This is a genomic window from Ruegeria sp. CDSA034 (assembly GCF_059612275.1).
Genome location: NZ_JBXWQH010000002.1, coordinates 526,055 through 552,270, shown reverse-complemented (window position 1 = coordinate 552,270; position 26,216 = coordinate 526,055). Strand labels below are relative to the sequence as shown.

Sequence of the window (26,216 nt, the reverse complement as noted above, 5' to 3'; positions counted from 1 at the left end):
GACTGCTAGAACCAACTGGCAGCACAACTCGTCGGAGGCCAACTTTTGGTCTCCGACCCAAGCAACAAATTGGATTGAACATGCGGGTCTTCTGTGCGTCCCTCGCAACTGAAACGAACACTTTTTCTCCCCTGCGCACGGACTTTTCCGATTTTGAGCAGAGCTTTTATGCACCTCCCGGCAAGCACCCCGAAACCCCAACGCTTTGCAGTGCCGTATTTCCTGCATTGAGGAAAAGGGCGCAGTCGAATGAGCTGGAGTTGATTGAGGGAACCGCCACATGGGCAGAGCCAGGCGGATTGTTGAATCGCGAGACATGGGCACGGTTGAAACAAGAGGTGCTGGACCAGGTGACAGCTGCAATGCCTCTGGATGGTGTTGTTCTAGGTCTGCATGGGGCGATGATCTCCGAGGATTGTCTGGATTGCGAAGGCGATTTGATCGAAGCAATTCGAGCAATTGTCGGGCCGGAATCTGTTATCGGAGCGAGCTTCGATCCTCACAGCCACCTCAGCGACAGACGAGTAACCAATGCTGACGTGATCACTGTGTTTAAAGAGTTTCCACATACTGATTTTGTTGAAGCAGGAGAAGCCTGTGTCGACCTGACGTTGCGAACTATCAAGGGCGAAATCCGGCCCGTCACTTCGGTTTTTGACGTGCGCATGTTGGATATTCTGCCGACCAGTCAGGAACCTATGCGCGGGTTTGTCGATCAACTGAAGCAGATGGAAGCAAATGGCGAGGTTCTCTCTGCTTCCGTCATTCATGGATTTATGGCCGGAGATTCTCCGGACCTTGGCGCTAAGATTGTCGTTCTGACCGACGATGACCAGCCCAAGGCGGATTGCTTGGCTCAGAAACTGGGGGCTGAACTGTTTTCCTTCCGCGGGCAGACAAAGCCAAATTACCTGTCGCCCAGTGCAGCACTGAGAGAGGCAAACAAAGCAATACATGGGCCAGTGGTCGTAGCGGACGTTTGGGACAATCCCGGTGGAGGCGTAGCGGGGGATTCAACGCTCATTATTGAGGAAGCTATTGCTCAGAAGCTCACATCCGTAGCATTCGGCACGATTTGGGATCCTATGGCGGTTCGCCTTTGCCATGCAGCCGGTGAAGGCGCAGTGTTCGACCTTCGCTTTGGCGGTAAAACATCAGCTCTGGCGGGGAAGCCAATTGACGCTACGGTTACGGTGGTTCGAAACCAGCGCAATGCGGTTCAGAGTTTTGGTGCATCCGTTGTTCCGATGGGGGACTGCTCTGTCATACGTTTGGGTGGGATAGAGGTTGTTCTGAATTCAAACCGAAGTCAGGCATTTTCGCCAGACCTGTTCACGAACCTTGGCATCGACATCACCGACAAGAAGATATTGGTCGTAAAGTCCACAAACCACTTCCACGGCGCGTTCTCCGACGTTGCTTCCAAAATTATCTATGCCGCCGTCGAAGGCCCCTATCCGAATGATCCCACCAAAACACCCTACAAAAACCTGACACGTCCAATTTGGCCCATCGTCAATAACCCTCACAAGGAGGTTGTGGAATGATTTTTCCCGATATCGACACACCGGCTGTCCTGGTCGATCTGGATATCACCGAGGCGAACATCGACCGTTTTCAGGGGTATTGTGCGAAACACGGACTTAGCGTTCGACCGCACATCAAAACACACAAACTTCCCATGCTGGCTCGACGGCAGTTAGAGGCTGGTGCCATTGGCATTACCTGCCAGAAAATTAGTGAGGCTGAGGCAATGATTGCCGAAGGTGGCATTGATGATGTGCTGATCACCTTTAACATCTTCGGTAAGGCCAAGCTGGCTCGTTTGCGTGCCCTCTCGGAAAAGGTGAGATTGTCTGTTGTAGCGGACAACACCGATATTGTTGACGGCTTAGCACGGTTTTTTGCGGATGCACCTAACCCGCTCGGAGTGTTGGTTGAATGTGACACGGGCGCGGAACGATGTGGCGTAACCACACCTGAGCAGGCAAGGGACCTCGCGCGCTACATCGATGCCCAGCCGGGCGTCTCGTTTCTTGGTCTCATGACCTACCCGCCTGTAGGACAGGAGGTGAAGGTTCAAGAATGGCTCACCAAGGCCAAACATGAAATTGAAGAGATCGGGCTGCCAGTACACGTCGTATCCCATGGTGGTTCACCGGGCATGTGGAAGGCCCAAGATGTTCCGATTGCAACAGAATATCGGATTGGTACCTACATCTATAACGACCGTTCATTACAGGCACGGGGTATCTGTACCTGGGAGGATTGTGCGTTGAGTGTTCTTGCTACGGTGATCTCAGTCCCTGCCGACAATCGTGCCGTAATAGATGCGGGATCAAAAGTGCTGACTTCAGACTTGTTGGGATTGGAAGGCCACGGACACGTGTTAGGTAGACCGGACATTTTGGTCCAGGGCCTATCAGAAGAACACGGTGTGCTGAAGGCTGCCAAAATCGATCTGAGGGTCGGAGATCGTATCCAGATCATTCCAAACCATGCCTGTGTAGTCACCAATATGGTGGATCAGATCGAAACCATTCGCGGAGACGTTGCGCTGGGGTCCGCGCCCGTCGCAGCACGGGGCAAGATTCAGTAAACAGCGTAAACTTCGCCAATGACTGATGACGGCGACGGGTATCAACAAGGTGCGATATGACTGACCTCATATGTTTAGGGGAACCCCTGTTCGAGTTAACCGCTTGCCCGGATGGTTCGTTTAAAGGCGGGTTCGGTGGTGACGTTTCCAACGTCGCCGTCGCGGCCGCGAGACAAGGGACGAAAGTTGCTTTGATCACCCGCATCGGTGGCGATCAATTTGGTAAAAAGCTCAGGAGCCTGTGGTCCAGGGAAGGTGTAAACCACGAACATGTGGAAATGGCCTCTGGCGAAGATACTGGGCTGTACTTTGTTTTTCATAATGATGACGGTCACCATTTCGTCTATCGCAGGAAAGGCTCCGCTGCGAGCCGGATGCTCCCAAATCAGGCTCCGGATGATGCAATTTCCGGCGCAAGAATGTTCTATACTTCCGGCATCAGCCTTGGAGGAAGTCCTGAGCTACGGTCAACAACTCTACATTCAATCCAAACAGCGTATAGGTCCGGCACACCTTTTGCCTTCGATCCCAATTTACGCACAGCCCTTTGGCCACTGGACAAGGCACGACAGGTTACCCACGATGTAATGAAGAGGTGCAATATTGCGTTACCAGGGCTCGATGATGCCCGCCAGTTGACGGGCCTTCACAGCCCTGGGGAAATCATCAGCTTCTACCACAATCTGGGCGCAGACATTGTGGCACTTTCACTGGGCGCGGACGGCGTATCCGTGTCTGAAGGGCAAGGCATACACACTATCCCCGGCGTGATGGTTAAAGCGGTTGATGCCACCGGTGCCGGAGATTGTTTCAACGGAATATTTCTGTCTGCCTACCTGAAAAGCAAAGATGTCCTGAAATCAGCTGAGCTTGCGAACCAGGGAGCAGCCCGATCAACCACAGGCTATGGCGCCGTGGATCCAATTCCTTACGGAAAAACCTAACAGAAGGAAATCACTTCAATGACAGAGAAAAAGATCGCGCGTTTGGGCGATGACAGAACCGGAGCAGGCGGGCAACCGCTTCCCTTTGCACCTGCGGTAAGAGCCGGAGATTTTGTGTTCATTTCCGGACAGGTTGCGATGAAAGAAAACGGCGAAATCGAAGCGGGTGGTATTGAGGCGCAAACCCGGAAAACGATGGAAAACCTGATAGCAGCTCTTGCACTGGCTGACTGCACCCTGGATGATATAGCAAAAGTTGGTGTCTGGCTGGATGATCCCCGCGACTTTTGGACGTTCAACCGGGTCTATGCAGACTATTTTCCCAACGGAGGCCCGGCGCGCTCCACAGTCCGTTCACAAATCATGGTAGACGCCAAGGTCGAGATTGATGCGGTCGTATACAAACCGCTTGGATAATCCACACGATCCTCACACCAATTGTATAGAGCTGGCGTTTTTCGCCAGCCTATTTTGTTTTAATTGAACAGATCAACATTTTAGAGATGCGTTTCTGAGACGCTCAGGGGCAATGGGGACATTTGAAGTTGAGAAAGTAATGACCGGCTTTTTGCGCATACTGTGAGTGCGGTTAGCTACTGAGTTTGCGTTGCAGCGAGTGTCTGGCATGCGGGTGCAACCGCAGCATTGATGGGCACCGGTCAACGGCAGCTCAGGGCCGTCTTTGGAGACGGCCTTGTACCTAATTCCCATGACGTTTGAGCACAGTTTTGAGGTACTGGGTCGAATGCCAAGTTTGATGTGCACAGAATACCCCAGCGCAGCCTTTAAGTGTCAACTGATGCTTGGCCGATTGCCGGATGGATCCACGATATGTCCGTCCTGTTTCTGGATCGCGTAGCGCCCCTTCCCATACCATGCCGTCAAAGACCAATTCGGTCAGGATCATATCACCAACCTGCGCATGAGGCGTATCGTCCTTGTTCCAAACCCAAACAAGACGTCCACACTTCATTGCTTCATTCGATGCGCAATCTTCAAAAGCGACAATCACGCCGAGCCCGGGGGATGCGTAATGGCCTTTAAGGTCAAAGGCATGTCCTTGGCTGGCCAACATACCGACGCCAACCACAATCACCAAAAAAGCTGTTTTGACAATTCGGACGGGCAAACGCGGTGCGACGCGGGCGAATTCGGTCAAGTATCTTGGATGCTCCGTCTTCATAAGCCGATCCCACCAAGAAAAATAGAGCCCGTGGTTATATCGCGCATGCGCATGATGCATATCGTGATGAGTAACGCTCGTGAGCCAGCCAAAGACCGGCTTGCCTTTTGCGTTGGCGGGGAAGATTTCGATCCCGCAGTGCCCGATTGCATTGCGCAGCATCATATGGGTCACAAAGATGAACAGAGCGACTGGGTGTGTTGGCAGAATGATCAGAACCAAAGGCAAGTAGACAGCGTTCACCACGGCTTCGCCAACGTCAAAGCTGTAGGAGGTGAAGGGAGTTGGTTGGTGTGATTTGTGATGCAAGCGGTGAAACCGGCGAAACAGGGGCGGGTAGTGCAGGGCACGGTGCGTCCAATAGAACCACGCATCATGAAGGGTAATCAAAACCGCGATACTGAACGCGAAATAGGTCCAGCCAAATGCGGCTATGTCTTGGTAGATTGTGATGACACCTGCCCTTGCACCAAGCACGATGGATGTCCCTGCGGCAGTAAAAATAAGCACTGTGCGCAGGCTTGTCAGTATCTCGCGGAGGATTTGACCTTGTGGCACTGCAGAGGGTCGAATTTTCTGTGCAAAAAGATGCCGTGCCAGCATGATATTGATCAATAGATACGTGCCGCCGGCGCCAAAAATATAGCGTAAGAGGTCTCCGCCGAAGACATCCGTGTAGATGGACAGGAGTGTGGCTAACTGAGTCATTGTCTGCTCCGAATGCGAATTGACATGTGGCGGACAGTGGCCAGCGAAGCAAATCAGAGCACGCTGAGTTTGAAAGTCGACCCGTTTCTTGCAAAATCGGCGAGGATTTTTCAGTTTCAGCATGGCTATACCGTTGACCGGCGGGGTAAATCCGACTTCGATTGCGCATGTGATGTCAGACCCAATGATTTTGGATATCTTCCTGCGCGGCAGTGCCATCGGCACACTCGTGCTATGCGCCGCTGTCTTCATGAGAAACGGGGGATTCCAGCGGAAAAGCATGGCAGTAGTCTTGCTGTGCCTCAGTTTTGGCCCCTACTTGATTGTGTCCTCGCCAAGCATTGATCTAACCGACGGCCCGGTTCGGATTGTGCTTGTGATGATCGCAGGTGTGATCCCTGTCTTGCTCTATTGGGCCGTGATTGAGCTGTTCCAGGATGACGTTTTTGTTCGACCTTGGCAGATCTTGATCGCTGTGTTGATAGTCGGATTGGCATGGCTTTCTCAACTACAGCTGCAACTTGGTGTAGTTCGCGGTATCTGCGTACTGATCTTCTTTTTCCATAGCCTGTGGATCGTAGTTTCAGGTCAGGCAGGGGATCTGATCGAGGCCCGTCGCCGGTTTCGGCGTTGGTTTCTGATCTGGATCCTCAGTTTGGGAATTCTCATTACCGGATTTGAAATCACCCATCTGGATAAAGCGCTTCCTGTCTGGGTATTTGCACTACAGGCAAGTACGTTTTTCCTGTCTGCAAGTGCGTTCCTGCTGTGGTCGGTTCGCGTGGTTCCAGACATCTGGATACCGCGCCCGCCAAAGCGGGGTGACCAAGCCAACCCAGCGCAGTCCGCGCTCATGACTCGTATTGAAACCGCGATGTCTGAGGGGCTGTGGCGCTGCGAAAGGCTGACCGTTGCCCAAGTGGCCGCACATCTTGGGACACAGGAACACCGCATTAGGTCCGCAATCAATCAAGGCTTGGGGCACCGGAATTTTGCGAGCTTCGTGAACGCGTTCCGCATTCAAGAGGCGCAATCCATGTTGTCATCGCCCGAACTGGCAGAGCGTTCGGTCCTGAGCATCGCTTACGATGTGGGATTTTCCTCACTGGGGCCATTCAACCGCGCCTTTCGCGCTCAAACTGGGATGACACCTTCGGAATTTCGGAAAACGCATTTACATGAAACGACGAAGTCACATTTGTAATATTTCCGCAAAGCCGCCTTTTAAGCCTGATTTCGTTCGGGCTTGGGAGTGCGTAATAATTTGAACCAATTTGTTGCGCTTGATCGCGTTGGTCAGCCTTTAGTTCACCCAAAGAATTTGAACCCCGACGCATCTGTGTCGCCAATTCTAACAGGATGTGCGCTCTGACCGACGGTCCCACGCAGCTAAACCGTTTGCATTGGGTTGTGGCACCGATGTTGGCGATCCCCGTGTTTGTCTTTGCCGCCAAGACGATGAAAATGTTTGTTCTTGAGGGGTATGGAACTCCTGCGCCGTGGGACCCACCTCAAAGAATTGTGGTCAGCGGACCTTATCGCTATGTGCGCGACACCATGCTTTCATCGGCCATTCGAATGACACTGGCGGAAGCAGTGGCATCGAGTTGCCACTCCTGCAGCTTTGGGCGATAGTCTTCTTTCTCCTCAACACACTTTACTTCAATTTGGTAGAAGAGCCTGGGCTGGAACGACGCTTTGGACGGACAACTTGCATTACAAGGCAAGGGTTTCGCGATGGACTCCCATGTTTCGGCCGAATACCCCCCCAAGCACCAACGACAGTTCAATAGCGGGCTTTTTTGCGACGTGTGAGTTTGCATAGACTTGATTTCGCTGTTGTCGCGAATTCCTATCAAGACAAGCCTCGCCGAGGAAGCAACAGCCTTGCCATGCATGGAACTATCCTGTGGCCTCAGTCAGGTTTGACACTAAGGGCTTTGCCACCAATCTGTAGGCTTGGCGCGCTTGCCGCGGTTCCGGTCAAGCCAGAGAGCAAATTTGCGAAACCGCGAGAACGCCATCTTCAACCAAAGACGGTGGTGCCATTGCGTGAAGTCGCGGTTAAATGGGCAGACGCGCATGCAGATGGCACAATCAGAGGACAGTTTAGCCCAGAATCCGAAGCACTTGGCTGCGTCGGAAGTCCACTTGCGCACACCTTTTATGGCCGATGGGTCCTCGGAGGTCTCAGGCGGGCCGTAGGGGAGCGCTTTGACTGGACAAGCATCAGCGCATTTGGTGCAGATGTTACAGAACGCACGCACGCCTAAGGGTTTGGGTGGATCATGGACTAATGGGAGGTTGGTGAAAACCTTGGAGAACCGTAAGCGCGGCCCGTATTCAGGTGTTATCACCATTTGATTGCGGGCATATTCGCCCAGACCCGCCTTGATCGCATAGGGGATCACGAGGCCGGTGTCGTTCATAGAGGCTGTGGCCTGATAGCCCAGGTTTCGGACATAGGCCGCAAGCTGCATCACGATGCTGGCCTCGTGGGAATATTCACGTCCGGTGGCGGCCCCCGCGAGCGCGGAAGGATAAGTGGCGACGAGGTCCTCATCCATCTGATGGCCCATCACAATGACAGATGTCATGCCTTCTGGCAGGTCGTTGGGCGCGTCGGAGAAATCACGGGTGTCAACGCGGGTTGCGTAAATCCAACGGTCATCCAGATCAGTGATGCCGCAGAGATCGGCACCAAAGAATTTGGCGATGCGTTTGATTTCCTTGGCCATCGCGGCTGGATCGTCAATCGGTTGCTGTGTCGGGGCGACGGGTGTGTCGTTGTCGATGGGGGCCTGGAAGCCCTCGCGCTTACCGGATTCGCCAGCCCTTTCCGAGATCAAGTCCGAAATTAGCCAAGAGGCGTTTCTAAGCGCGAAGTCGCGCTGGGTGAATCCGTCACCACGACGAGGGATGGCATCCATCCGGTACGAGGCAAAGAACGCGTCGGTCTGTTTGCTGCGGATACGCTCATCCCAGAAGGCGCGGGTAAAAATGTCATTACGTTGGTTGAAACGTTCGAATTCGTCCGTGACATCGATGCCTGCAGCAGCGTCGTCCGCTCGTTGGGGTTTGTTGGAGGGGTAGGCCATGATGAGACGATGCGGTGAGGTGAAGCCGTTGTCAAAGGTTAGCGTGCGCGAAAGGTCGGTGTTGGGGATCGGCTGAATGTTGATAGTCTCTGGCAAAGCCGCTTCGGAGCAGCGAAAGCGGCTGACGACGGTCACTTGTTCAAAATGATCCAAACGTTTTTAGGGGCAGTCCTTTCGTAAGCACTCATGCCGGTCACCAGCGAATTCTTTGGGAAGGTGTGAAGATTCGACCTCAAATAGAAGATTCGATCTCAAACAAGTGAGCGGCTTTGAGTTTTGAAAACAGAAATTGATGGCGCGGTAGCGAAATCACACTCTGTCCAGCGCTGCTGACTTCTAGCAACGTTGGAACGGTGCACTTGCAGCGAATGGCGGCAATGCGGACTGCAAGCGCAGCATGGCAAGACCCCAACGAATGACCGCTATGTGCCGGCTTTGTTTGAGCAATTTGTCAGTGGACACGAGTTGCTGCGCCGCATCCAAGGTCGGCTGAGCACTGGCCTGTCTTTATTGCTGCGGATTTTTGAACACGTTGCGATCCGCAGTGAAAGCCAGCAATCGATCTACAAAAAACCTGTCCAACCGACTGTTTCTTGGCATTTGACATCATCATCGGTTGGTGAGTGAAACTCCGGCAATCACTAGCGCACCGCCCACCAGCATGGAAACCTCAACCGGTTCGCGCAAAATAGCAGCCCCAAGGGCTACCCCGAAGACGGGGACGAGATTGGTGAACACCGCCGCACGCTCAGGCCCAAGCGAATGTACCCCTCGATAGTACCAAACAAATGGCACGACTGTTCCACCAATGGCCAGGTAGATGATGGCCAAGGTGCAGGTGAACGTGGGCAACTGAGGCACTTGCACGGGACCGGCCAACGGCAACCCCAATGCCAGAAGTAAAAACCCGATCAGCGCAGCCCAAGTGGTTGCCGCCAGTGGCGAGAGGCTTCCTAGAGCTTTGCGTCCAAGAAGCGTATAGCCCACCCAACTACCCACCGCTGCCAGCATGAACAGTTCTCCCTGCCCAAAACTCTGCCGGACGTCAGTCATCAGTCCGGCAACGTCCCCTCCGCTAATCACGATCACGGCCCCGGCTAGTGCCACACAAATCCCGGCAACTTGCCCAATCGGTAGGAGCCGTTGCGCGATCAGTACCCCGACTAGAGCCACGGCTATCGGATTGAAGGCAACAAACAGTGCCGTTCGCGAAGCTGGCATCTCAGCCAGAGCGGCAAAGAAGAACAGGTTGTAAAGGCAGACGCCGGACAGTCCGAGAAGCCCCATCAACACGCTCTGCCGCCAAGTGAGGCGAGGCAAACCACCTTCCGCTTTCCAGACAAGATAAAGCAATACCAGAGTTGCCAGGCCAAACCGAGCGGTTGCCGCGACCAGAGGGGGCATTTCACCCGAAACGACGCGGCCGGCAACAAATGTGCCGCCCCACAGGAAGGCCACCATTGAGAGCCGGACGTAAAGCAAAGCGTTCTGCGACGCTATGGGATATGACAGGGCTTGGGACATGGAAACACCTAAAACATCGGATTGCCCATGCCGAATTTCAGTTATACTATGTTATAGTCAAATGAGTATTTACTTATGACTTTTGGTCAGCTTGATATTTTTGTCACTCTTGCCGAAACGCGCGGGTTTACGGCTGCTGCATTGCGACTTGGGATAAGTCAGCCCGCAGTGTCTCATGCCCTCAAGAGTCTTGAGGATGAGCTTGGCATCACGCTTTTTAATCGCACCGTATCCCCAATCGAACTGACCCCGTTGGGCGAACGACTTCTATCCCGCGTACGCGAAATTCTTGGGCTAGCCGACGCTATGCATCAGGAGGCCTCGGAATATCGTGGAGTGCAGACCGGCAGACTGCGCATTGGGTCTTTTGGTGCCACGTCATCATTGCAGATATTGCCGCGCCTTCTCGAAGCATTTCATGCAGCCCATCCTGGTATCGAAGTACTGATTGAAGAAGCCGCTGACGATGAGATTATCCGTTGGATCGAAGACCGGCGCATTGATCTTGGTTTTGTCGTGTTACCAGATGAACGCTTTCGGACCTGGCCTGTGGCACAGGACCAGTTTGTCGCCTTGGTTGCTGCCGATAATACTTTGGCCAGGCAATCTTCAATCCGATTGGAGCAACTGTGCGAAATGCCATTCATCATGCCGGAATCTGGTTCTGCCCGGATCATTCGCCGTTTGTTCACGCAGGCCCGTCTTAGTCCAAATGTGCGGTACCGGACATCGCAGATGCTAAGTACGTTGACTATGGTGGCGCGCAACCAAGGCGTCTCGGTCGTGGCCGAGATGGCCTTGCCGCCAACGAATGGTAAAGAGGGCTGGGTCAGCAAACCGCTGAATTCAGTCAGGACACGAAAAATTGGTCTCGCGATGCATCCGCACGCAACGCCATCCCCTGCGGCGGTCGCTTTTGTTGAGGTCGTAGAAAAAAGTAGAGACGATTTTTTGACGACGTGTACAAAAGAAAGAAGCGACGTCGCGATTTGAACTTTTGAGTTCAAATCGGATATTAGAAATCACTAAGTGGGCGGCAGCAATGCCCGCTTAAGGCCTTTCCACTGCGCCCGAAAACGTTCATTCAAGCTACGCACACTCGAACCTCAGCACGGCCACACCTCATGCCTCTTCCTACTCCCCAAGCCGTCGTCTTCGATATGGATGGCCTGTTGCTCGACACCGAGCGGGTATACTTCGAAGGCTTCCGCACCACGCTTGACGCACTCGGATTGCCGCAAGACGACGACCTGTTCCGGCGGCTAGTCGGCACGAACCGTGTGCTAGGACGCCGACTTTTGACCGAAGGGCTAGCGGGGCGCGTCAATCTGGAAGAGTTTGATGCCGTCTGGGACGCCGAAATCGCGCAACGGCTGGCGGATTACATCCCCGTCAAACCGGGTGCGCGCGCGATGGCAGAACACCTGCGCGAGCGGGATATACCTTACATCATTGCCACCAGCACCCAGACGAAAAAGGCGCATTTGCATCTCGAGCGAGCGGGTCTCGGCGCGCTTTTTCGCGACGTCGTAGGCGGTGATCAGGTCGCTGCCAGCAAGCCCGCGCCAGATATCTACCTACATGCCACGGCACGTCTGGGTCACGATCCGTCAAACTGCGTTGCGTTCGAGGATTCGCCCAACGGCGTCCGCGCGGCCCACGCGGCGGGCCTCATAACGGTGCAGGTCCCCGATATCGTCGCCCCCGACGCCGAACTGCGTGCGCTCGGGCATCACATCGCCAGCAACATCATCGCCGGCGCCCACGCGGTTGGTCTGATGGTAGTTCCGGAATAGAAAGCTGACCTTCACGCAACTGCAGCGAACGCGCAGTTTGTCTGCGATCTGTGAATTCGCATGGCGAACGATCTTGCGAGCGCTGCGAAAGGCTGGTTTCTCTAATCACGAAAGTCAGAGTGCTCGGACTTCACGGGATTTGTTCTCGGAGAACTGTGGGCGTCCGCAAAGCGATATCAACGCAAGGTCGGCTTCGTAGCTCCCCGCAGTTACTTCAGATAGGTATTAAACCAATCAATGGTTCGGTCCCAAGCCAAGTTTGCCATTTCCTCATCGTAACGTGGCGTGCTGTCATTGTGAAAGCCGTGGTTGGCATTTTCGTAAATGTAAGCTTTATATACCTTATCGTTGGCTTTTAGAGCAGTCTCAAAATCTGGCCAGCCTGCGTTGATGCGTTCATCAAGCTCTCCCATTTGAATCAGTAGTGGTGCCTGAATTTTGGCCACACCCTCGGCCGCTGGCTGGCGCCCGTAGAACGGGACACCAGCGGCCAGTTCGGGATAAGCCACGGCAATTGCGCTGACCACACCGCCGCCGTAGCAGAAACCAACAGCGCCGACCTTCCCAGTGCAATCATCCCGGTTCAACAAGTATTCGAACCCATTAAAGAAATCGTTCATCAACTCGACCCGGTCCACTGTCTTTTGCAGCTCGCGCCCATCGGCGTCATTGCCTGGGTATCCGCCCACCGACGTCAAGCCGTCTGGAGCCAGAGCCATGAACCCGGCTTTCGCCAATCTGCGCGCCACATCTTCGATGTAGGGATTCAAGCCGCGATTTTCGTGGATGACCAGCACTGCTGGCAGGGGCTCTTCAACGCCTGCAGGCCGAACAAGGTAGCCCCGAACGTCGCCGGTTCCATTTGGTGAAGGATAGGTGATGTAGTCTGCATGGATATCGGGATCGTTGAAGGATACCTGCTCGGCCAAAGCATAATTCGGGCTGAGCATGTTCAGCAACGCGACCGCAGATAAACCACCAACCGCGAACTTACCGGCGCGGTCCAGGAACTGGCGCTTGGTGATTTTGCCGTGCGCGTAAAAGTCGTACAGGTCCAGAAGTTCCTGGTCGAAGTCCTTTGCCGTCATGCGAGTCATAGTGAATCTCCTGATGAATAGGCAGTTCGAAGTGAGAGGTTGTCAGATCAAAGGGTCGTGGTTGGTTTGAGTTTTTCAGCGGGCTGCTAGGACACACCCATTGGCAGTTCTTTTTGCGCGTACTGTTCGCGCAGCACGTTCTTTTGGACCTTTCCCATTGTATTGCGCGGCAGGCACGGGACGATTTCGTAGCGACGCGGATGTTTGAATCGCGACAGCTTGTCTCTGATGGTCACCGCGATCTGTTCCATGTCAAGTTGCGCGCTAGGCTCGGCAACCAGAGTGGCAATTATAGCTTCTCCAAATTCGGCGTCGGGAATGCCAAAAACTGCCGATTCCAGGATGCCGTCGATGTCGTTCAAGACGTCTTCAATTTCTTTGGGGTAGACGTTGTAACCACCAGTGATGATCAGGTCTTTTGACCGACCAACGATCGACAGATAACCATCCTCGCTGCATTGACCCAGATCTCCGGTGATGAAGAACCCGTTTTCCCGTAGCTCTTCGGCGGTTTTCTCGGGCATTTGCCAATAGCCTTGGAACACATTGGGCCCTCGTACTTCGATCATTCCAACCTCGCCCCGGGGCAGCGGTTCTCCAGTTTCGGGTTTGGTAACGATCACCTCGGTGCTGGGAAGCGCCAAGCCGACAGTTCCTGCGCGACGCTCACCGTCATAGGGGTTCGAGGTGTTCATGTTCGTCTCGGTCATTCCATAGCGCTCAAGGATGCGGTGGCCGGTGCGCGTTTCGAACGCTAGGTGGGTCTCGGCTAGCAATGGGGCCGAACCAGAAATGAACAAACGCATGCTCTCTGTGACCTCTTTGGTGAAACCGTCATCCGCAAGCAATCTGGTGTAGAAAGTGGGGACACCCATCAGAAGGGTCGAGTGGGGCAACTCTTCCAAGATCATGCCAATGTCGAATTTTTCCATAAGCCGAACTTTGGCACCTGCGAGCAATGACGTATTCATCGCCACGAAAAGCCCATGTGTGTGAAAGACTGGCAGCGCATGAAGCAGGCGATCGGCGCTGGTGATGGCCCACAATTCCACAAGAGCTTGGGCATTGGACAGCAGGTTTCGCTGACTTAGCATTGCACCCTTCGAACGGCCCGTAGTGCCTGATGTATATAGCAAAGCCGCAAGGTCGTCCGGTGCGCGATCCACGGTTTCGAATACGCAGGGTTGTGCGTCAGCCTCTACGCTTAGGCTTGGACTATCGCCGCCGAGGGTCAGCAGCTTTGCGCCCGATTGGGCTGCCAATTTTTTGATTTCAGCTTCATCGTTGCTGTCGCAAATGATCATCGCCGGTTGAGCATCAGAGATGAAGTAGTCCAACTCTGCCATGGTGTAGGCAGTGTTAAGTGGCAGGTAGACAGCACCTGCCTGAACCGAAGCAGCATAGAGCGCAATCGTATCAGCCAGCTTGGGGGCCTGCACTACGATGCGATCCCCAGGAGAAACTCCGCTGTTCTGCAAAACATGCGCGATCTGTGCGGCGCGCTTCAGAAACGCGTCATAGGAAACCACCCTGCCATCATCGAGTTGCAGGAATGGAGCCGTGTTGCCCTCGTGGCGGGCAAACAAGCTTTCGTAGAGGGTATTGGTCACGCTGTATTTTCCCTTGGTTTGATCGCAAGCTCCGCAGTTGAAGCCGCACGAACTGAACGCGAGGCTTGGATCGTGGCACGTGTCGCGAATTCTTCGTGGTGACGTTCTGTTTTGTTCAAATCGTAAAGGTAGTTGACCATCGCGCCTCCGGACTGGGCGCGCCCATTTGGCGACTGATCTGCGTCAGCGTGCAGCTCATGAAGTTCAGCACCATTGCCCAGATGAAAGCGGGCCACGGGATCTAACGGCATCCCATCTTCGCGCTTCGCAAGCAACAAATACCGGGCGGCCATCGCGCGCACGTCCTGCGCTGAGGCTGTCGCTGCCAGTACGGCCTCGGCGGTATGGCCGTGCTCTGGATGTTCTGTTTCGCCGGCCAGCCAACGGCTAAGCCCTGGTATAGGCGATAAGGTCACAAAGGTGTCGAGACCTCTAAGCTCTCGCGAAAGTTCGGTCACAACCTGTTTGATCAACAGGTTCCCAAAACTGATTCCTGCTAAACCCTTTTGGCAGTTTGAAATGGAGTAGAACGCCGCGACTTTTGCCTGCTCGGCTTCAATCGGTTCTCGAGCTTCAGACAAAAGCGTATCGATCGCGTCCGGGATTTCAGTTGTAAGGGCCACCTCGACAAATATCAGCGGCTCATCGGGCATTGAAGGGTGGAAGAAGGCAAAACAACGACGGTCAGGTGGGTAGAGCCTGCGCCTCAAGTCGTCCAGATCGTTGATCTGGTGAACAGCCTCATATGCAACGATCTTGTCCAGAACGCGGGCAGGCGTATCCCAGCTGATTTGTTTGAGAACAAGAAAGCCTCGATTGAACCAGCTTCGCAACAAATGGACAAAATCAATATCGGTTCGCTTGAGTTCGGCATCAGATTTGAGAAATCGCAGCAGATCAACGCGCATAGCCACAAGTTCTTGCGTCGCACCAGACGGCTGGTTCAGCCGACGCAATAACTCTTGCCGCCTGGGTTCTGCGGATTCACTAAGCTTTTGATACAGATCGACACTTCGATCATTGGCATAGAGGCGCGCCGTGTCAGCGAGTTTTTCTGCGTCTAACTCAAGCTGGTCATTCAAGTAGACAAAAAAGTCCAGTTTTCCCGCGTCATCCAGGGTCTGGTAGCGGTCAAGTATGGTGGACGCGAGCGTGAAGCCCGATACCTCACCTTCTGCGGACAAAAGCGCCTCGCAAAGTTCAGCAATGGATCGTTTGTCATCCTTGCCACGCCTTTTGTCAGGACGGTCCAGCAATTGGTTTAATAGATCGCCTAGAAACCAATTCCGTTGCATTTCAGGAATCCATCTGGCTGCTCAGGTACTCACCCGTTCGACGGTAGTGATCGATCAAGTGCTTGGTCGCGCTGTCTGCGTCATGATCTAATGCGGCGTCCAGAATGTGATGATGTTCGGCGGCGATGTCCCGCTTTTTATAGCTCGAACCGCCCGCCGCCAGATAGCGGTAGCGAATGTTCAGGTCGTAGAGCTGCGAACAATATCGCAGAAGCAACGGCAGTTTCGAATTGTCCAACAACGCCATGTGAAACGCTTTATGAGCGTCTTCAAAGTCGTGCGCCCCATTTTGGCCGGCCTTTTTCATATGGTGGTGACGCAAAACAAGCCGATCCTCCCAGGCCGCATCCGCGTTGGCGATGGAGGCACGCAACGCGGTTTCCTCGAGGTTGCATCGCAGCAGCAGGATTTCCTCGAAGTTACTCTTACTCACGGGCGCAGCCCTAAACCCGCGCTGGTCAATCCGTTCAACCAACATGTCCGAGGTCAAGAGGCTCAGCGCCTCGCGAACTGGACTTGCGCCAGTGTTTAGAAGGCCGCGGAGCTGCTCGATCTTAAGTTTTTGTCCGGGCGGCAATTCGCCGGTCAGTATCATTTCGCGCAGCCTTCGATACGCGCCATGAGTGGCTGATGTCTCTTTGCCCTCGATATCAAGCATGGCGTCCATATCCGACTGTTCCTTTTTGGCGGCAAAAACTCTTGCGTGCTCTTAACTGAGGGCGCTCGTGCCAGTCGATAGACCAACTGAAAGGTTCAGCGAACCTTCGTTTATCATCCAGCGCCGAAGTACAAAGCTGCGCGCCCCGCTTTTGTGCATGGGGTCGTCCTCGGCCAGCTTCCGCGCGGCCTCAAGACTATCAGCGCGATAGATGATCAGGCCAACCCCTTGCATATGCTCACCGGTCTCATCCGACATCGGCCCAGCAAAAGCCAACTTTCCCGCGCGTTCAAGATCCGCCTGATACGCCAAGTGATCTGGAAGTGACGCCTTTACGTCTTCTGGCGCTTTGGCTGGTGTGCTGAGTGCAACATAAAGCTCCAGTGCCAGTGCGCCACGGCTTTTCGCTTCTGATTTATAATCTGCCCAAGCAACCATCGCGGACCTCCAAAAATATCGATATTATTTGACATATTGCAAAATAGTCGGCAAAAATCAAGCGAACTGACATGGATGGTGAAAATGAAATACCTGGTGGGAGAAACCTCGGAAGGCACTGCGGTCTTTGTTGTGAACGGTGAAAACGCAGTGAATTTAACGGCTTTGGACGCTGCCGTCGGTTCCGATCTGATGGGGTTAATAGCCAAGCCTGGGCTGGCCGACTCACTGGCTGACAAAGTCACCGCTGCAGACAGTGTGCCTGTGTCGTCTATCACACCAGCATTGCCGGTGGTCGCGCCTGGCACGATCATTTGTATGGGTTTGAACTACACGGACCACATCAAGGAAGGCGGATATGATATTCCGGAGTATCCGACGCTTTTCATGCGCGGGAAAAACTCGATCATGGCGGCGGGGCAGCCCATGGTGCGGCCTACCTGTTCTGAGAAGCTAGACTACGAAGCCGAGCTTATGCTGATCGTTGGAAAAAGAGGTCGGCATATCTCGGAAGAGGACGCACTGGGTTATGTCTTTGGCTACACCGCGTTCAACGACGGGTCGCTGCGGGACTATCAGCGCAAAACCGTTCAATGGACGCCTGGCAAAAACTTCGATGATACGGGAGCAATCGGTCCGTTCACCGTAACGCCGGACGAACTGCCCGAAGGGGCTTCCGGTCTGAAGATCGAAAGCCGCGTGGGCGATGAAATCCTACAAAGCTCGAACACGGCCAACATGATCTGGGGCGTTCGTCAGGTCATTGCGACGATTTCGGAATACACCACTCTTGAGCCCGGAGACCTGATTGCGTTGGGCACACCACCGGGTGTCGGTCATGCCAAAAAACCCAATCCCCGTTGGCTGAAGCCGGGTGAAACCGTCGAAGTCGAAATTGAAGGCATCGGAATCTGCGCCAGCCCGATCATCGACGAAAAGGACTCCAAGTCAAAGGTGGCCGCAGCATGAGCGCACCAACCGGGGCAGAGCTGGAGGCACTTCGCGCCAAGGCGCAGCAGGATCATCGCGATCTGCGCGAACGGATTCCACGTTTGTCGGATGACGCGATTGCCTTGATCCTGCGCGAATCTAGATCGCACTACGCGTGGACCAACAAGCCTGTTTCTGACGACCTACTTAAAGAGATCTATGACATCACGATCAACGGCGCGACCAGCATGAACACGTTGCCCGCGCGCTTTATTTTCGTGAAAAGCACTGAAGGCAAAGAACGGCTTGCCAAGTCGCTAAAGCCGAAAAACGTGCCAAAGATGATGGATGCACCGGTCACGGCGATCATTGCCTACGACTTGGACTTCTGGAAGGAACTGCCCTTTCTTTTCCCGCACGAAGACCGTCGGCCATTGTTCGAAAACAAACCCGACTACGTGGCAGACACGGCCTTTCGAAATGGCACGCTTCAGGGCGCGTACTTCATGATTGCGGCCCGGGCTGTCGGGTTGGATGTCGGCGCCATGTCAGGTTTTTCGAACAAGATCGTCGACGAGGAGTTCTTCGCGGGCACAACTCTCAAGTCCAATTTTCTTTGCAATCTTGGCTACGCGGATGAAACCGGTTTGTTCCAGAAGCTTCCACGTTTTCCATTCGAAAAGGTTTGCTCGTATGCATGAGGAGGTAACACCGTGGCCATGAAAGTAAAACCTGTCGTGACTTACCGAACGACAGCTCAATGCCCGACACATGCGCGTACCGAGATCCCAATTCGCGACCTTGATGTGGTTGTCGACGAACCCGTCGAACGCGGCGGAACAAATCTTGGCCCGTCTCCGACCGAAACCGCAATGGCAGCCTTGATCGCCTGTACGAACGTCATCGGGCACAAGAATGCACACCGGTTGGGAATTGATCTTGGCGCGGTGACAATCGACGCGAAATGCAGGCTGGATCGGCGCGGTGTCCTGATGGAGGAGGAGATCGATGTTCCGTTTCCGGAAATCGAGCTCACCGTGAAGTGTGACACGCCGGCCAGTCAGGAGGAGCTGACACGGGTGGGCGAAGAGACAGCCAAGTATTGCGCCATCGCAAAACTATTTGAAGCGGCAGGCACGGACCTGACCGTCAACTGGGTCAAAACAAACCAATAAAGACAAAAGGCCCGACTTTCTGGGAGGAGAGAAATGAAAATCTGGACCAAACGCAGCCTTATCGGAGCTGCTCTGGCAAGCGTCATGGCGCTGCCCGCCGCAGCAGAGGAAACTATTTCTGCCGTTGTCATCGATGGCTACCCAGACCGGGCATTATGGGTGAAGGAGTTCACCAACTTCTTCATTCCGGAGGTGGACAAGCGACTGGCCGACGCCGGCAACTACAAGATGAACTGGCAGGAGAACTATGGCGGTTCAATCGTAAAGCCGAAAGGCGTTCTGGAGGGAATCCAGCTGGGCCTTGGTGACATAGGCATCGTCACAACCATCTTCCATTCTTCGAAGCTGCCCAGCCAGGGTATTTCGGGATCGACACCCTTTGTGGCATCGGATTCCCGTGCGGTCGCCAAGGCCGTAGATGAAATCGCACGCGAATACCCGGCGATGCAGAACGAGTTTGCCGCACAGAACCAGGTGTATCTGGCCACGGGTGTTGTTCTGGATACGTATCAGATTTTCTGCACGGAACCGGTTGCCTCGGTATCAGATCTAGAGGGTCGCAAGATTGCAGGTGCTGGCCTCAACTTGCGGTATCTCGAAGGCATCAAGGATGCGGCAGGTGTGCGCGGTGGGCTGACCGATTTCTACAACATGCTTCAGACGGGTCTGGTTGATTGTGGAATGCTGTGGCCCGAAGCGGCGAAGACTTTTAAGATCGCTGAAGTTGCCCCGTATATGCTCAAGGCCGATCTGGGTGCTGTGAACTCAAAAACCATCACGGTTAATGCAGACTATTGGGCAAGCCTGCCGGACGAAGTCAAAGAGGTGTTGACGGCGGTTGCCATCGATTACCGTGACCATGTCGCCGGTATCGCGATGGACAGGGCTGCTGCTTCGCGGGATGCTTACGTTGAGGCCGGTGGAACGATCGTTGAGGTTTCGGACGAAGACCGCGCCGCATGGGCAAATGCCATGCCGAATGTCGCGCAGGAATGGGCCGCGACGCTGAATGACAACGGCGAACAAGGAACTGAAATGCTGGCCGCCTACCTTGGCAAGCTTCAAGACGCCGGTTTCACCGGAGTGCGTGACTGGACGGCCGAATAACTGTCCGGCGATCCACGAAAGGGGCCTTTCATGCTGAAGACCGCAGTTGCTGGCCTGTCGCGGGTCGCCAATTTTCTAGCAATCGCCGCCAACGCTTTGGGTACGCTCGTCGTCCTGGCGTTGGTGGTTGTTCTGAATGTCGACGTTATTGCACGTGGCCTGTTTTCAGCCCCATTGCGTGGCACTTATGAGATGGTGCAGTTTTCGGTCGTGATGATCGTCTTTCTGCAGTTGGCGGACGTGGTCAGAGTAGATCGGTTAACACGCTCGGACGGGTTCCTGAACCTGCTACACCATCGTCGCCCGGGCCTGACAGCCAACCTGAGGCGCATCATCAATGCCATCTCGGCGATCTTCATGGCATTGATTGCCTATGTGACATTCCCTGAATTCCTACACATGTGGCAGACGCAGGACTACTTCGGAGTGCCCGGTCTTTTCACATTGCCATGGTGGCCGGTCAAACTGGTCATCGCGTGCGGTACTGCGCTTGCCTGCGTGATCTTCCTGTTCAAGGTCGTCACGGCGCAGGACCGTCCGCAACTTATTCGCACCCCTGAACATGACGAGGCCGCAGAATGACGCCGATTGAGATTGGCCTGATCTCGGTCGTTGCCATTGTTTTTCTGATTTATGCGGGCGTCTACATTCCCATCGCCTTGGGCGTCGTCTCTTTCGTGTCGATCTGGCTGATGCGGGACAACTTCACGCTAGCGCTGAACCTGCTGAAAGTGGCGGTCGGCGACAGCGCGATGGAATATAGCTTCGCGACTATCCCGCTGTTTACCTTCATGGGGCTCATCGTTTCAAAGGCTGGGTTAGGCAGGGACATTTACGAAGTCATGACCATGCGGTTTCGCAAGGTCAAAGGCGGGATTGGAATGGCCACGGTTGGAGCCAACGCCGTCTTTGCCGCAGTGACCGGATCGTCCATTGCATCCGCATCCGTATTCACCAAAGTTTCGGTGCCGCAGATGATGGCGCAGGATTACAACCCACGCTTTGCTGTTGGCGTGGTGGCCGGTTCTTCGGTTCTTGGCATGATCATCCCGCCTTCCGCGATGCTGATCATCTATTCCTTTGTCGCCGAACAATCGGTGGGGGACATGTTCCTGGCGGGGATTATTCCGGGGATCATGCTGGCGATCGCCTATGTCGGCGCGATCTGGGCCATGGGCCGTTTCACGCCAGCATTCGTGGGCGGCCGTGTCGTCGATGATACCGAATGGATGTCCGGGCGCGAGATCACGTCCAAAACCCTGCCGACATTGTGCATCATCACTATCGTTCTTGGCGGAATCTACACCGGCTGGCTTACTGCGGTCGAGGCAGGAGCAGCCGGTGCCTTCGTGGCGTTGATCATCGCTGTCCTACGTAGATCCATGTCCCCAAAAGCGTTCTGGGACGCGTTGCTGGAAACCGGTCATATCACAGCGGCGATCTTGTTCCTGATCACTGCAGCGTCAATTTATAGCCGCATGCTGGGACTGGCGGGGCTGCCCAACCAGTTGCAGGACCTGCTTGCGGGGAATTCCGCGTCCTTCTGGTCGATTATGCTCCTGTACGTCCTTTTGATGCTGTTTTTGGGAACACTGCTGGATACGGCTTCGATCATCCTGATCGTTGTCCCGCTGTTCCTGCCTATGGCCGAAGCGCTGGATATGTCGCTGATCTGGTTTGGTATCATCACCGTGGTCGGCGCTGAAATCGGGCTTTTGACCCCGCCTTTAGGCATATCCTGCTTTGTTATCAAATCGACGATCAATGACGACCGCATCTCGCTGAAGGACGTGTTTATGGGCGCGCTGCCCTTCGCCTTTGTAATGCTAATTGTTCTGTTCATTCTGATCGAGTTCCCGATCCTCAGCCTTGCCCTGATTTAAGGAGGCCAAGATGCGCTCTGTCACCAAAGACAATATCACCGATGTGTTCATGGGATACCTGTCCAAGGACACTGATCCGCGGATGCGTGAAATCATGGGGTCTCTGGTCAAGCACCTCCACGATTTCGCCCGTGAAACCAACCTGACGCATGACGAATGGCGCACGGGAATTGCATTTCTGGAGGGGTGCGCCGCTGTGGAAACCGAAGATAGGCATGAGTTTGTCTTGGCCTCGGACGTGTTGGGACTGTCATCGCTGGTGGATATGCTCCATTCAACTCCAGATGCCACAAGCTCGTCTGTTCTTGGGCCTTTTCACGTTTCTGGCGCACCGCCACTGCCATTCGGTGGTGATATGAAGCGTCACTACGGTGGGCCGGTTCTGCTGGCCGAGGGCGTTATCAGGGATGCCGAGGGTAATCCGATTGGCGGTGCAGAACTCGACATCTGGCAAACGGCGCCAAATGGAATGTATGCAAGCCAGGATGAAGAACAGGACACCTTTTCTTTTCATGGCCTGATGACCACTGGTGAGGACGGTAAGTATGCATTCACGACCGTCAAGCCGGTCGAATACACCGTGCCGTCAGACGGGCCTGTCGGGGACATCCTGCGCGCCTGCGGTCGCCATCCTTGGCGACCGTCGCACCTGCACTATATCGTTAAGGCACCCGGGCACCGATCCTTAGTTACCGAGATTTTCCCCGACGACGATCCCTACCTGGATCAGGATACAGTGTTTGGTGTTCGGGATGACCTGGTGATGACATATGTTGAAAGGCCGGCTTCAGAATTTCCCGAAGGCATGGAACTTTCTGGCAAGATTACTGAACCTTTCTTGCACGTAAAGTTTGATGTGAAGCTTGCCAGAGTCTGAATGCTATTGAGGGTGGTGCGGTGCTGAAACATACCTTAATTTTAGGTGCAACGCTTCTTTGTGGTACTGCCATCGCAGAAGAGCGACCGATCTTCGATGCGCATATTCATTATAGCCATGATGCCGTCAAACTGGTTCCTCCCGAACAAGTTGCCAAAATCCTTCGGGACGCAGGCGTGCGCAAAGCACTGGTTTCCAGCTCGGACGACAACGGTACCCAATTGCTGTTGGCCGCAGCGCCGGACATTGTTGTTCCAGCCCTTCGCCCTTACCGTCGCCGCGGTGAGATCAACACCTGGATGCACGATGAAACTGTAATCGACTATTTGGAAGCAAATATGGCCAAGAACGACTACGAAGCCATCGGCGAGTTTCACGCTTACGGTGATGATATCAAAACGCCGGTCATCCAGCATATGATCGCACTGGCAAAAGAACGTAACCTAATTCTGCATCACCATGGCGATCGAGAGGCTGTTGACCTGATTTTTGAGGCCTGGCCCGAGGCTCGGGTATTGTGGGCCCACTCTGGCTTTGACGACCCGTCTAGTGTGGTCGATGCACTAGACACCTATCCGAGACTTTGGGCCGACCTTGCGTTTCGCTCTGATATGGTCTCGCGGGGCCGTGTCGACCCAGATTGGAAGGCGGCGTTCGAAGCGCACCCGGACCGGTTTATGGTTGGTACGGATACGTTCGCTCCAGAGCGTTGGTACTACGTAGGCCCTCATGCTGATTTTTCTCGTGAATGGTTGGATTTGCTTCCGGACCAGATCGCAGACAACATCGCATACGCAAACGCAGAACGTTTACTGGCATCAGAATGATCCGCTGGGTTGTCTGGTTTCTAGTATCATCTGGCGCGGCCGTCGCTTGTGAAACGGCAGGGCAACGCATGAGTTCGGAAATTCAAAACGCACCCAAGGTGCATGTGGCGCTCGACGAAATTCGATTGTCCCAACCGTTTTCTATTCTTCTGACAGTCTGTGATGATGTTGCCGTGAGTGAGGTGCGCGTCGATGCAATAATGCCTGCTCACCAACACGGGCTAAACTACGCCCCCAAAATCACCGCATTAGGCGATAGGGTGTTTCGTGCAGATAACATGCTGTTTCACATGCCGGGGCTGTGGGAACTGCGAGTTGACACCAACTTTGGCGGGCGATCGATATCCTACACTTCCGATGTCGTGCTAAAATGAAGGTGCTGGTGACAGCGGCGATTGTAGTCCTAGCAGGGGCCGTTCGTTCTGAAGTCCTGTTGTCTGATGACGAAATTCAGCAAACGCTGTCCTTCGGACCATGGCCAATTTCGTTTCAGTCGGACCCAAGCAACAGGGTTTCAAGCGATACAAGAGCGATTGTGCTAGGAGCGGCCTTGTTCAACGATCCGGTGTTGTCAGCCGACAGCGCATTTTCTTGCGCAAGGTGTCATGACCCTGAACAGGCATTTACCACGTCCGATGCGCGTGCGCTCGGCCGTGTTCTGCTAGATCGAAACACTCCATCACTGCGGAACCTTGCCGGTCTCCGCTGGTATGGATGGGGCGGTAAGAGCGATAGCCTCTGGGCAGCCAGCTTGCATCCGATCATCGAAGAACAAGAGATGGCGCACAGTAAAGAAAGCCTAAAAATAGCTATCTCGGAAAGTACTTACATTAATGATTTTGAAGCCATATTTGGCGACATCCAGATCCAAGATCCAGAACTTGTGCTGGTGAACACTGCCAAAACGCTATCCGCTTACTTGGAAACATTGGCAACCGGCCGGACGCAATTTGACGATTTTCGCGATGCATTGGAGAACCAAGATTTAGCAGCCGCTGCGAACTACCCCGAAGCTGCCCAGCGAGGTCTTCAGCTGTTCATAGGGCGTGGAAACTGTGTTTTTTGCCACAATGGTCCGAGATTTTCCAACAATGAGTTCCATGACGCAGGCGTTCCATATTTTCTGAGCGAAACCGAGGTCGACGACGGGCGGTTCGGTGGATTGAACTTTTTGCTTTCAAATGCTTACACATTGGACGGCAACTGGAGCGACGATGCAGAAAAGCAAGGTGCATGGGTGGTTCGCAGTGTCCGCAGGAGCCACTCAGATTTTGGGACCTTTCGTACGCCAAGCCTACGGGGCGTGGCCGAAACCGCGCCTTATATGCATGACGGCAGCCTGATCGACTTGGATGCGGTGATCAGGCACTACAGCGAAATTGATACAGAAAGGTTGCACGCCGACGGTGAAGCCATTCTTTCGGAGTTGAGTTTGTCTGAGCAGGAGATTGCAGACTTAACTGCATTTTTGGAGTCACTGTCCAAAGTGCCTTAACACAGCGCTTGTGTTAACAGCTTGGAAATGGGCTATCTGGCTTGCGGTTTTGGAGACCGTTGTAGACCTTGGTGTCTGAGCATTTTCTCTTCAAGAAAGTGCTCTCCCGAGTCTATTCCAATTATAGTGTACGATTGAGTCAGTCGGGGTACACGGTTCAACCGAACCCAAACTTCGCTTGTCAGATCACTGAAAAGTTTGGTGGATATTGGCGGCTGTCTCAAGAAGCGCTTGTTCAATAGTTTCTTTTTGTCGTGAAAACCGTGTCGTTGGCACCGGGATGGAGATTGCGTGCAAATCTCCAACCCAATCGACGAAGGAAAATCCTATTGCCGACACACCGGCAGAATGCTCGTCCATGTCATAGGCAAGGCCTTGTTCTCGGATCATGGCCAGTTCGGACAAAAACTCATCTAAGTTCCTCTGGATTCCGTTCCGGTCCCATTCGTTTCGAATTAGCTTGATCGCATCTTCTTTACTGAGTTTGGCAAGACATGCTTTGCCATTCGCCGTGGTGGTCAAAGGAAAAACCTCGCCCACTTGCGAAACTGTAGTCAAACGGTATACGCCGGGAACCTGATCCAGAAAAACCATACCGATACCGCGCATAACCGCTAGGTCAGTTGTTTCTCCGGTCTTTTGTGTCAGTTCAGTCAAGAGAAGCCGGCAGTGCTCGACAATGCTATATTGGGCCGCTCCGGCAAGGGCGTTCAGTTCAGGGCCGAGCCGCAGACCGCCTCCATTCGCATCGGAAATAACAAACTTCTCTTCCGCAAGGGCACTAGTGATTCTCTGTACCGTAGAGCGGGGCAGGTCAACGCGTTCGGCAATTTTCCCCAGGCTCATTCCGGACTGGCTTTCCTTCAGGACACGCAGAATCGAAGCTGCTCTCGAAATGACCTGAATGCCACCTTTGTCATTTTTATCAGGCATTTACACCTCCTCTTCGTTTCTTGGTTCTGCCGCTGCGGG

At 54.0% G+C, this 26,216-nt stretch carries 27 protein-coding genes and 1 pseudogene; 18 read left to right on the top strand and 10 right to left on the bottom strand.

What is annotated here, in order from left to right; all coding sequences use genetic code 11:
- Positions 1-80 precede the first annotated feature (80 nt).
- Genes AC2FLJ_RS06655 through AC2FLJ_RS06640 form a run of 4 tightly spaced genes read left to right on the top strand, consistent with a single transcriptional unit; the run spans position 81 to position 3,960 of the window.
- Positions 81-1,547, top strand: a complete 1,467-nt coding sequence (locus AC2FLJ_RS06655; protein ID WP_496704930.1) for a M81 family metallopeptidase — start codon at positions 81-83, stop codon at positions 1,545-1,547.
- Positions 1,544-2,599 (top strand): D-TA family PLP-dependent enzyme, encoded by a 1,056-nt coding sequence (locus AC2FLJ_RS06650; RefSeq protein WP_496704929.1) that lies wholly within the window; start codon positions 1,544-1,546, stop codon positions 2,597-2,599. The genes AC2FLJ_RS06655 and AC2FLJ_RS06650 overlap by 4 nt, the downstream gene beginning before the upstream one ends.
- A 56-nt stretch (positions 2,600-2,655) precedes the next feature.
- Positions 2,656-3,543: a sugar kinase gene (locus AC2FLJ_RS06645; RefSeq protein WP_496704928.1), complete on the top strand. Its 888-nt coding sequence runs from the start codon at positions 2,656-2,658 to the stop codon at positions 3,541-3,543.
- Between the two features lie 18 nt (positions 3,544-3,561).
- Positions 3,562-3,960: a RidA family protein gene (locus tag AC2FLJ_RS06640; protein WP_282170031.1), complete on the top strand. Its 399-nt coding sequence runs from the start codon at positions 3,562-3,564 to the stop codon at positions 3,958-3,960.
- A 283-nt stretch (positions 3,961-4,243) separates the two neighbouring features.
- On the opposite strand, the gene AC2FLJ_RS06635 is transcribed toward AC2FLJ_RS06640, so the two are convergent.
- Complete coding sequence (locus AC2FLJ_RS06635) at positions 4,244-5,653, bottom strand: sterol desaturase family protein (protein ID WP_496704927.1); 1,410 nt, start codon at positions 5,651-5,653, stop codon at positions 4,244-4,246.
- 61 nt (positions 5,654-5,714) lie between these two features.
- On the opposite strand from AC2FLJ_RS06635, the gene AC2FLJ_RS06630 reads away from it, so the two are divergent.
- Positions 5,715-6,638 (top strand): helix-turn-helix transcriptional regulator, encoded by a 924-nt coding sequence (locus tag AC2FLJ_RS06630; protein WP_496704926.1) that lies wholly within the window; start codon positions 5,715-5,717, stop codon positions 6,636-6,638.
- A 337-nt stretch (positions 6,639-6,975) separates the two neighbouring features.
- Here the strand turns inward: AC2FLJ_RS06630 and AC2FLJ_RS06625 are convergent, their stop codons facing one another.
- The 3 genes from AC2FLJ_RS06625 to AC2FLJ_RS06615 form a co-directional block, all read right to left on the bottom strand.
- On the bottom strand, positions 6,976-7,332 hold the full coding sequence (locus AC2FLJ_RS06625; RefSeq protein WP_496704925.1) for a hypothetical protein: 357 nt from the start codon (positions 7,330-7,332) through the stop codon (positions 6,976-6,978).
- A gap of 33 nt (positions 7,333-7,365) precedes the next feature.
- Positions 7,366-8,532: a reductive dehalogenase gene (locus tag AC2FLJ_RS06620; RefSeq protein ID WP_496704958.1), complete on the bottom strand. Its 1,167-nt coding sequence runs from the start codon at positions 8,530-8,532 to the stop codon at positions 7,366-7,368.
- 609 nt (positions 8,533-9,141) lie between these two features.
- Complete coding sequence (locus tag AC2FLJ_RS06615) at positions 9,142-10,056, bottom strand: DMT family transporter (RefSeq protein ID WP_496698363.1); 915 nt, start codon at positions 10,054-10,056, stop codon at positions 9,142-9,144.
- 75 nt (positions 10,057-10,131) lie between these two features.
- Here AC2FLJ_RS06615 and AC2FLJ_RS06610 point away from each other — a divergent pair.
- From AC2FLJ_RS06610 to AC2FLJ_RS06600, 3 genes and pseudogenes are all read left to right on the top strand, one after another.
- A pseudogene (locus tag AC2FLJ_RS06610) lies at positions 10,132-10,305 on the top strand (LysR family transcriptional regulator); the annotation flags it as partial.
- 57 nt (positions 10,306-10,362) lie between these two features.
- On the top strand, positions 10,363-11,049 hold the full coding sequence (locus AC2FLJ_RS06605) for a LysR family transcriptional regulator substrate-binding protein (RefSeq protein ID WP_282170085.1): 687 nt from the start codon (positions 10,363-10,365) through the stop codon (positions 11,047-11,049).
- 131 nt (positions 11,050-11,180) lie between these two features.
- Complete coding sequence (locus tag AC2FLJ_RS06600; RefSeq protein ID WP_496698367.1) at positions 11,181-11,852, top strand: HAD family hydrolase; 672 nt, start codon at positions 11,181-11,183, stop codon at positions 11,850-11,852.
- Positions 11,853-12,061: 209 nt separating this feature from the next.
- On the opposite strand, the gene yghX is transcribed toward AC2FLJ_RS06600, so the two are convergent.
- From yghX to AC2FLJ_RS06575, 5 genes are all read right to left on the bottom strand, one after another.
- Positions 12,062-12,949 (bottom strand): YghX family hydrolase, encoded by an 888-nt coding sequence (gene yghX / locus AC2FLJ_RS06595; protein ID WP_496698370.1) that lies wholly within the window; start codon positions 12,947-12,949, stop codon positions 12,062-12,064.
- Between the two features lie 86 nt (positions 12,950-13,035).
- Entirely contained in the window at positions 13,036-14,559 is a 1,524-nt protein-coding gene (locus AC2FLJ_RS06590) for a malonate--CoA ligase (protein ID WP_496698372.1), read from the bottom strand.
- A complete protein-coding gene (locus AC2FLJ_RS06585) occupies positions 14,556-15,854 on the bottom strand; it encodes a malonyl-CoA decarboxylase (protein WP_496698374.1) in 1,299 nt (432 codons plus the stop codon). Before AC2FLJ_RS06585 ends, AC2FLJ_RS06590 begins: the two co-directional genes overlap by 4 nt.
- Before the next feature lies 1 nt (position 15,855).
- The gene (locus AC2FLJ_RS06580; protein WP_496704922.1) at positions 15,856-16,521 is read right to left on the bottom strand and encodes a GntR family transcriptional regulator; all 666 of its coding nucleotides are present in this window, start codon (positions 16,519-16,521) and stop codon (positions 15,856-15,858) included.
- 42 nt (positions 16,522-16,563) lie between these two features.
- A complete protein-coding gene (locus AC2FLJ_RS06575; RefSeq protein ID WP_496698378.1) occupies positions 16,564-16,950 on the bottom strand; it encodes a YciI family protein in 387 nt (128 codons plus the stop codon).
- A gap of 84 nt (positions 16,951-17,034) precedes the next feature.
- On the opposite strand from AC2FLJ_RS06575, the gene AC2FLJ_RS06570 reads away from it, so the two are divergent.
- From AC2FLJ_RS06570 to AC2FLJ_RS06525, 10 genes are read left to right on the top strand one after another with little or no spacing between them, the layout of a single operon-like run.
- Positions 17,035-17,919, top strand: a complete 885-nt coding sequence (locus AC2FLJ_RS06570) for a fumarylacetoacetate hydrolase family protein (protein ID WP_496698380.1) — start codon at positions 17,035-17,037, stop codon at positions 17,917-17,919.
- Positions 17,916-18,581, top strand: coding sequence for a malonic semialdehyde reductase (locus AC2FLJ_RS06565; protein ID WP_496704920.1), 666 nt, complete (start codon positions 17,916-17,918; stop codon positions 18,579-18,581). The genes AC2FLJ_RS06570 and AC2FLJ_RS06565 overlap by 4 nt, the downstream gene beginning before the upstream one ends.
- Positions 18,582-18,599: 18 nt before the next feature.
- Positions 18,600-19,055, top strand: coding sequence for an OsmC family protein (locus AC2FLJ_RS06560; RefSeq protein ID WP_282154307.1), 456 nt, complete (start codon positions 18,600-18,602; stop codon positions 19,053-19,055).
- Positions 19,056-19,088: 33 nt separating this feature from the next.
- A complete protein-coding gene (locus AC2FLJ_RS06555) occupies positions 19,089-20,162 on the top strand; it encodes a C4-dicarboxylate TRAP transporter substrate-binding protein (protein WP_058273383.1) in 1,074 nt (357 codons plus the stop codon).
- Positions 20,163-20,192: 30 nt separating this feature from the next.
- Complete coding sequence (locus AC2FLJ_RS06550) at positions 20,193-20,744, top strand: TRAP transporter small permease subunit (RefSeq protein WP_496704918.1); 552 nt, start codon at positions 20,193-20,195, stop codon at positions 20,742-20,744.
- Positions 20,741-22,045, top strand: coding sequence for a TRAP transporter large permease (locus AC2FLJ_RS06545; RefSeq protein WP_496698388.1), 1,305 nt, complete (start codon positions 20,741-20,743; stop codon positions 22,043-22,045). Before AC2FLJ_RS06550 ends, AC2FLJ_RS06545 begins: the two co-directional genes overlap by 4 nt.
- Before the next feature lie 10 nt (positions 22,046-22,055).
- On the top strand, positions 22,056-22,922 hold the full coding sequence (locus AC2FLJ_RS06540; protein ID WP_058273380.1) for a dioxygenase family protein: 867 nt from the start codon (positions 22,056-22,058) through the stop codon (positions 22,920-22,922).
- A gap of 20 nt (positions 22,923-22,942) precedes the next feature.
- A complete protein-coding gene (locus AC2FLJ_RS06535) occupies positions 22,943-23,749 on the top strand; it encodes an amidohydrolase family protein (RefSeq protein WP_496704916.1) in 807 nt (268 codons plus the stop codon).
- A complete protein-coding gene (locus AC2FLJ_RS06530) occupies positions 23,746-24,123 on the top strand; it encodes a hypothetical protein (RefSeq protein WP_496704914.1) in 378 nt (125 codons plus the stop codon). Before AC2FLJ_RS06535 ends, AC2FLJ_RS06530 begins: the two co-directional genes overlap by 4 nt.
- Positions 24,120-25,244: a cytochrome-c peroxidase gene (locus AC2FLJ_RS06525; RefSeq protein WP_496704912.1), complete on the top strand. Its 1,125-nt coding sequence runs from the start codon at positions 24,120-24,122 to the stop codon at positions 25,242-25,244. The genes AC2FLJ_RS06530 and AC2FLJ_RS06525 overlap by 4 nt, the downstream gene beginning before the upstream one ends.
- Positions 25,245-25,430: 186 nt before the next feature.
- Here AC2FLJ_RS06525 and AC2FLJ_RS06520 read toward each other — a convergent pair whose 3' ends face one another.
- Positions 25,431-26,177, bottom strand: a complete 747-nt coding sequence (locus tag AC2FLJ_RS06520) for an IclR family transcriptional regulator (protein ID WP_282121276.1) — start codon at positions 26,175-26,177, stop codon at positions 25,431-25,433.
- Between the last annotated feature and the right edge of the window lie 39 nt (positions 26,178-26,216).

Excerpts from the sequence above, each read along its gene's own strand:
- AC2FLJ_RS06565 (WP_496704920.1), top strand. The coding sequence starts at position 17,916 with ATGAGCGCACCAACCGGGGCAGAGCTGGAGGCACTTCGCGCCAAGGCG.
- AC2FLJ_RS06635 (WP_496704927.1), bottom strand. The coding sequence starts at position 5,653 with ATGGCACTGCCGCGCAGGAAGATATCCAAAATCATTGGGTCTGACATC.
- AC2FLJ_RS06570 (WP_496698380.1), top strand. The coding sequence starts at position 17,035 with ATGAAATACCTGGTGGGAGAAACCTCGGAAGGCACTGCGGTCTTTGTT.
- AC2FLJ_RS06580 (WP_496704922.1), bottom strand. The coding sequence starts at position 16,521 with ATGGACGCCATGCTTGATATCGAGGGCAAAGAGACATCAGCCACTCAT.
- yghX (WP_496698370.1), bottom strand. The coding sequence starts at position 12,949 with ATGACTCGCATGACGGCAAAGGACTTCGACCAGGAACTTCTGGACCTG.
- AC2FLJ_RS06600 (WP_496698367.1), top strand. The coding sequence starts at position 11,181 with ATGCCTCTTCCTACTCCCCAAGCCGTCGTCTTCGATATGGATGGCCTG.
- AC2FLJ_RS06655 (WP_496704930.1), top strand. The coding sequence starts at position 81 with ATGCGGGTCTTCTGTGCGTCCCTCGCAACTGAAACGAACACTTTTTCT.
- AC2FLJ_RS06540 (WP_058273380.1), top strand. The coding sequence starts at position 22,056 with ATGCGCTCTGTCACCAAAGACAATATCACCGATGTGTTCATGGGATAC.
- AC2FLJ_RS06615 (WP_496698363.1), bottom strand. The coding sequence starts at position 10,056 with ATGTCCCAAGCCCTGTCATATCCCATAGCGTCGCAGAACGCTTTGCTT.
- AC2FLJ_RS06620 (WP_496704958.1), bottom strand. The coding sequence starts at position 8,532 with ATGGCCTACCCCTCCAACAAACCCCAACGAGCGGACGACGCTGCTGCA.
- AC2FLJ_RS06530 (WP_496704914.1), top strand. The coding sequence starts at position 23,746 with ATGATCCGCTGGGTTGTCTGGTTTCTAGTATCATCTGGCGCGGCCGTC.
- AC2FLJ_RS06555 (WP_058273383.1), top strand. The coding sequence starts at position 19,089 with ATGAAAATCTGGACCAAACGCAGCCTTATCGGAGCTGCTCTGGCAAGC.
- AC2FLJ_RS06605 (WP_282170085.1), top strand. The coding sequence starts at position 10,363 with ATGCATCAGGAGGCCTCGGAATATCGTGGAGTGCAGACCGGCAGACTG.
- AC2FLJ_RS06630 (WP_496704926.1), top strand. The coding sequence starts at position 5,715 with ATGGCAGTAGTCTTGCTGTGCCTCAGTTTTGGCCCCTACTTGATTGTG.
- AC2FLJ_RS06640 (WP_282170031.1), top strand. The coding sequence starts at position 3,562 with ATGACAGAGAAAAAGATCGCGCGTTTGGGCGATGACAGAACCGGAGCA.
- AC2FLJ_RS06585 (WP_496698374.1), bottom strand. The coding sequence starts at position 15,854 with ATGCAACGGAATTGGTTTCTAGGCGATCTATTAAACCAATTGCTGGAC.
- AC2FLJ_RS06525 (WP_496704912.1), top strand. The coding sequence starts at position 24,120 with ATGAAGGTGCTGGTGACAGCGGCGATTGTAGTCCTAGCAGGGGCCGTT.
- AC2FLJ_RS06545 (WP_496698388.1), top strand. The coding sequence starts at position 20,741 with ATGACGCCGATTGAGATTGGCCTGATCTCGGTCGTTGCCATTGTTTTT.
- AC2FLJ_RS06520 (WP_282121276.1), bottom strand. The coding sequence starts at position 26,177 with ATGCCTGATAAAAATGACAAAGGTGGCATTCAGGTCATTTCGAGAGCA.
- AC2FLJ_RS06575 (WP_496698378.1), bottom strand. The coding sequence starts at position 16,950 with ATGGTTGCTTGGGCAGATTATAAATCAGAAGCGAAAAGCCGTGGCGCA.
- AC2FLJ_RS06650 (WP_496704929.1), top strand. The coding sequence starts at position 1,544 with ATGATTTTTCCCGATATCGACACACCGGCTGTCCTGGTCGATCTGGAT.
- AC2FLJ_RS06625 (WP_496704925.1), bottom strand. The coding sequence starts at position 7,332 with ATGCATGGCAAGGCTGTTGCTTCCTCGGCGAGGCTTGTCTTGATAGGA.
- AC2FLJ_RS06645 (WP_496704928.1), top strand. The coding sequence starts at position 2,656 with ATGACTGACCTCATATGTTTAGGGGAACCCCTGTTCGAGTTAACCGCT.
- AC2FLJ_RS06560 (WP_282154307.1), top strand. The coding sequence starts at position 18,600 with ATGAAAGTAAAACCTGTCGTGACTTACCGAACGACAGCTCAATGCCCG.
- AC2FLJ_RS06550 (WP_496704918.1), top strand. The coding sequence starts at position 20,193 with ATGCTGAAGACCGCAGTTGCTGGCCTGTCGCGGGTCGCCAATTTTCTA.